Here is a 4,395-nt window from a genome sequence, read left to right as displayed (position 1 = left end):
TCGTCGTCGAGAACACCGGCGACCGGCCGCGGATAGTGACCCAAATCGCCGTCCGGGGGGCGCGCAACGGGGAGACCATCGACGAGGTCGTCGACCCCGGCGAGACGGTCGACCGCTCGGTCTCGATGACCGACTCGATACCCGACGACGCCGTCCGCGCGGCGGTCGAACACGCGCCCGCAGACGACCCCGACGCGACGGCGTACTTCGAAACGCTGGTCGCGCGCCGGGAGCGTCCGGGGCGAACCGTCGACCTGTCGGCGGCCGTCGCGCCCGAGACGGATATCGCCGACGGCTACGGTGAAGTCGTCCTCCGGTTCACCAACGAGGGAGACGCCACGCTCGACGCCGTGACGGTGGAGGCGACGGGCGCGGCGCCCGACGATTACCTCTACTACGGTCCCGAGTCGTTCGAGTCGGTCGAACCGGGCGAGTCGTTCACGCACCGAGTCGACGTCGACGCGGACGCGGACGAACTCCGCCTCCCCGTCGACGTGACCACCGAAACTGCCGACGAGACGGCGAGCGAGTCCGTCGTCGTCGAATCCGTCGACGGGTCGCTCGCCGCGTCCGGACGTCGCGACGACCCGGCGTTGCGTCCGGTCGTTCTCGTCACGACGGCACGAGAGGAGTAGCGCGAGAACTGCGGTCGGAGCGCGAGACTGTTTTTCGTCGCCCGCGTCGCCTCGACCCTCAGGCGTCGGCCGGGGACGAAGCGACGAGGAAGTCGCCGCTCGACGCCGTCCGCGCGTCCTGCACGTAGGCGTACAGTCTGCGAGCGACGGTGACGAGGAGTCCGAGCGCGACGAGTCCGTACAGGGCGAGCGACCCGTACAGCGTGTACTCGGTCACCCGGAGCGACTGCCGCGCGGCCGCTTGTTCGGCGCGTGTCCGACTCGCCTCCTCGGTCGCACCCGCGGCGGTGAACTCCGTCCGCGCCCGCTCGTAGTGGCTGAGTGCCCTGTCTGTCCGGTCGGTGACCGCGTCGAACCGGGCGGGGTTCAACACGACGCCGTAGTCGAACAGGACGAACGTGGCGTTCGCTTCGACGGCGGCGCGCACGTCGCGCGCGTCCCGCCGGGTCGCACTCGCGTTCCGCACCTGTTCGAGGTACGTGTCGAACGCCGCGTCGGCCTCGGTCCGCAACTGCTCGGCGCGCTCAGATTCGCCGCTGGCGGCCGCGAGGGTTCCGAGACTCCGCTTCGCTCGCGCGCGTTCGATAGTGGTGGCGTCCTCGGCTGCCAGCGTCTCTCGGTAGTGTCGCTCCTGTTCGGCGACCAGTTCTCCGAGGCGTTCGTCGCCCGCAGTGACGGCGTCTTCGGCCGGTCGGCTGACCTCCGGCGCGGTCAGGTCGTCGACGTACGCGCGCATGGATCGATGCGCGGCGGCGGCGCGAACGATAGCCGTCTGCGCCGCCGAGTAGTTCCCCGCGGACTGGGCGTCTCCGGCCGCGGCGGCCGACTCGATGAACAACTGCGTGCCGCGTCCCGCCGCGAGGCCGGCCGAGAGGTCGTCGCTGGGGACGGACTCGCCCGACTGCAGCCGCGACTCGATACGGTCGAGCGACGTCGACATCTCTCCGGCGACGGTCCCGCGCCATCCGCTCTCGGAGGACTGCTCGCGCAGGGGGTCGGTGATACGGTCGAACGAGTACGGTTTCGTGGTCGCGCGCACCGTAATTCGCTCGGACTCGACGCCCGACCCGGACAGCACGAACGTCCAGTTGTACGACCGGTACAGTTCGGCCTGCGTGTCGAACTGGAGGGCGAACACGAGCGGTGCTCGCTCGCCGGGTTCGAACGCGTTCGGCGGCCGTTCGGCGACCGTCAGCCACCGGTCGGGCCCGGACACCTTCTCGAGCGTCACGTCGTCCACGCGCTCGTACTCGAGGAGTTCCGAGACCCGCAGGCTCTCGGTTCGCTCCTTCGTCACCACCGTCTCGCCGAACTCGACGTCGTTCCGTTCGACGTCGAGTTCGACGCCGTGGTCGACGGAGACTGCTCGGGTGACGGTCTTCTCCCCCGCCGACGCGTCCGGACGGTCACGGTGACCTCGTAGGTTCCCTCGGGCGCGTCCGGGGCCGCGCTGTATTCGAGCGTGGCGCTCCCGGTGTCGAGGCCGGCGACCGACGACGGTTCGTCGCTGACGGAGACGTCGACGAGTCCGGTGTCGGTCGTCGCCGTCACGGACTCGACGTCCATCCGCAGGTCACCCGTGTTGCTGAACTCGACAGTCGACGTCTCGGTGTGGCTGGCTACCTCCGACTTCGGCCGGTCGAACAGTATCTCCGTGTCCGGCGCCGTCACCTCGCCGAGTTTCGCGGGGTAGATGACGCGCGCCTCCACGTCGAACGTCTTCGTCGGACTCCCTCGGTCGTCGGCGGTGAGTTTGACGTCCCACGACAGCGTCTCGTGCTGGTCGGCGCCGTCGCCCGCCAAGACGGTCATCTCCGCGGTGTCCTCTCCGCCGGGGCCGGTCTCGACGTACGCCAGCCCCGACAGCGAGAGTCGGCCGTCAGTCTCGACGCCGACGATTTCGCCGGAGACGCCGTCGAGTCCGGAGAATCCGGCCGCCTCTCTGACGGTGAACGTCCTCGTCGACGACTGGCCGACGAGGATGTCGCCGACGTCGACGGTGTTCGTGGCCGCCTCCGCGACGGCCGGCTTGCGCACCGTCACGCTGACGGGGAACTCGTCGGAGTGCCCGAGGTTGTCGGTCAGCGTCGCGGAGAACTCGTACGTCCCCTCGTCGACGGACGAATCGACGGTCACGTCGAAGTTCATCCCGTCGGTGCTGTCGCCGGCGACTCGGTTCGGGAGGCTCACACCGCCCACGTCGAACCCGTCCGGAACGCCGGAGAACGTGACCTCCGTCGGCTTCATCACGCCTCGTCCCTCGTTGGATATCTCGGCGGAGACGCGCTCACTCTGGGCGTCGTCGTCCGTGAATGTGACCGTCGTCTGGTCCGTCCGCACCTCGCCCATCCGGGGAGAGCGCACGTCGACCGACAGCGACAGGCTCTCGCTGGCGACGTAGCCGCCGGACTGCGTCTCGACCCGGGCCGTCGCCGAGTGGGTCCCCTCCGACGCGCCGGACTCGGCCGTCGCGTGGTAACTGACGCGGTACGTGCCGCCGTCCACCACCTGCCAGGACTGGCTCCCACCGCTCCCGCCGCCGTCGGTCCGTTCCCACTCGTCGAAGGTGAAGTAGACGTTGCCCCCGTCCAGACGCATCGACTCTGTCGCCGTCACCGTCGCGTTCGAGCCGGCGGTGAACGTGAACGACAGCGTGTCGGACTCCGCCTGGTCGTCGAGAGCCTCGTCGAGTTCGACTGACCCCGACGCGGCGACTGCCGTCGACGGGACCGACCCGAGGACGACGACGAGTGCTACGAGAGCGGCCAGCAGGCCGGACTTACGCATCGTCCCACCCCACGACCGGAACGATTTCGCCCACGCGCGCTGCGCGGGCGTCTCGACCCCACAGTCCGACGCGGTGACCGACGAGTGCGGCGGCACCCGCGAGGACGAGTGCGTACGCGAGCGACAGCAACGCGCTGCCGACGGTGAACGTCTCTAGCGCCGTCTCGCTCCGGGCTGCGAGCGACGTCGCCGCCTCCCGTCGGTCGGTCAGCGAGTGTTCGCCCGCTATCGCCGCGGCCTGCGAGGCGTGTCGATGGACGCGCCGCGCTTCGACGTACTGCGCGTACACGCCGGACGGGTTCGCTCGCACGGCCGCGAGCGGCGATTCACAGCCCGAACAGCCGTCGAGGAACGACGACGCACGCGCCGTCGCAGCGTCGAATGTCGCAATGTCCGCCTCGAACGTCGAGCGGAGGTCGCTCTCTCTGACGGCTAACTCCGAGAACCGCTGGGACGCCCCCGCCCGCTTGAACGCCGACGCCGACTTCGAGAGCAGCGAGAGGCGTTCGGGAGTCGATTCGGCGTTTCGCGCCCGCTCGAACAGGCGCGACCCCTGTCGCTCGTAGAAGCGGTCCAGCGCGAGACTCGCCAGGTCGGCGTACCGGCTCCCCCCTGTCTCCCGCAGGTCGGTTATCGCCGTCGCCGTCTCGGCGGCCTTCGACATGCTCGCGTCGTAGTCGCCGTCCTCGGCGAGGCCGTGAGCGCTGACGAACGAGTCGAGGGTCGCGAGGACGAGTCGCATCCGTCGCGCCTCCGCGTCGGTGAGGTCACCTATCTGCGTGCTCGTCACGGCTTGACTGCGGACCACTTCGAGTTCGCCGTACGCCTCCAGGGCGGGTTCCTCCTCGTAACCCCGGAGTTCGGCGAGGAAGTCGTCCGCCGTCTGTGGTTCTTCCCGCTGTTCGACCGTCCCCGCGTCGAAGGCACCGCTCACCGGCGCCGCCGTCAGCAGGAGTGCGGCGACGACGACGAG

General features: G+C 69.7%; 4 protein-coding genes. 1 reads left to right on the top strand and 3 read right to left on the bottom strand.

The window, feature by feature from the left end; genetic code table 11:
• Positions 1–635, top strand: a 635-nt coding sequence (locus GJ632_RS19920) for a hypothetical protein (RefSeq protein ID WP_231751709.1), incomplete at its 5' end; no start/stop codon positions are given.
• Between the two features lie 58 nt (positions 636–693).
• On the opposite strand, the gene GJ632_RS19915 is transcribed toward GJ632_RS19920, so the two are convergent.
• The 3 genes from GJ632_RS19915 to GJ632_RS22530 form a co-directional block, all read right to left on the bottom strand.
• Positions 694–1,932, bottom strand: a complete 1,239-nt coding sequence (locus GJ632_RS19915) for a hypothetical protein (protein WP_191453845.1) — start codon at positions 1,930–1,932, stop codon at positions 694–696.
• Positions 1,929–3,422, bottom strand: coding sequence for a hypothetical protein (locus GJ632_RS19910; RefSeq protein WP_191453844.1), 1,494 nt, complete (start codon positions 3,420–3,422; stop codon positions 1,929–1,931). Before GJ632_RS19910 ends, GJ632_RS19915 begins: the two co-directional genes overlap by 4 nt.
• The coding region (locus GJ632_RS22530) for a hypothetical protein (RefSeq protein WP_197428112.1) at positions 3,415–4,395 on the bottom strand (981 nt) is incomplete at its 5' end. The genes GJ632_RS19910 and GJ632_RS22530, both read right to left, overlap by 8 nt.

It is taken from the genome of Halogeometricum sp. CBA1124 (genome assembly GCF_009741955.1).
Lineage (GTDB): Archaea > Halobacteriota > Halobacteria > Halobacteriales > Haloferacaceae > Halogeometricum > Halogeometricum rufum.
The sequence above is the reverse complement of the archived record's forward strand: the minus strand, read 5'-3'. Positions and strand labels throughout refer to the sequence as shown.

What these genes read in the sequence shown, in the direction of transcription:
- GJ632_RS19910 (WP_191453844.1), bottom strand. Translation starts at nt 3,422, where the DNA reads ATGCGTAAGTCCGGCCTGCTGGCCGCTCTCGTAGCACTCGTCGTCGTC.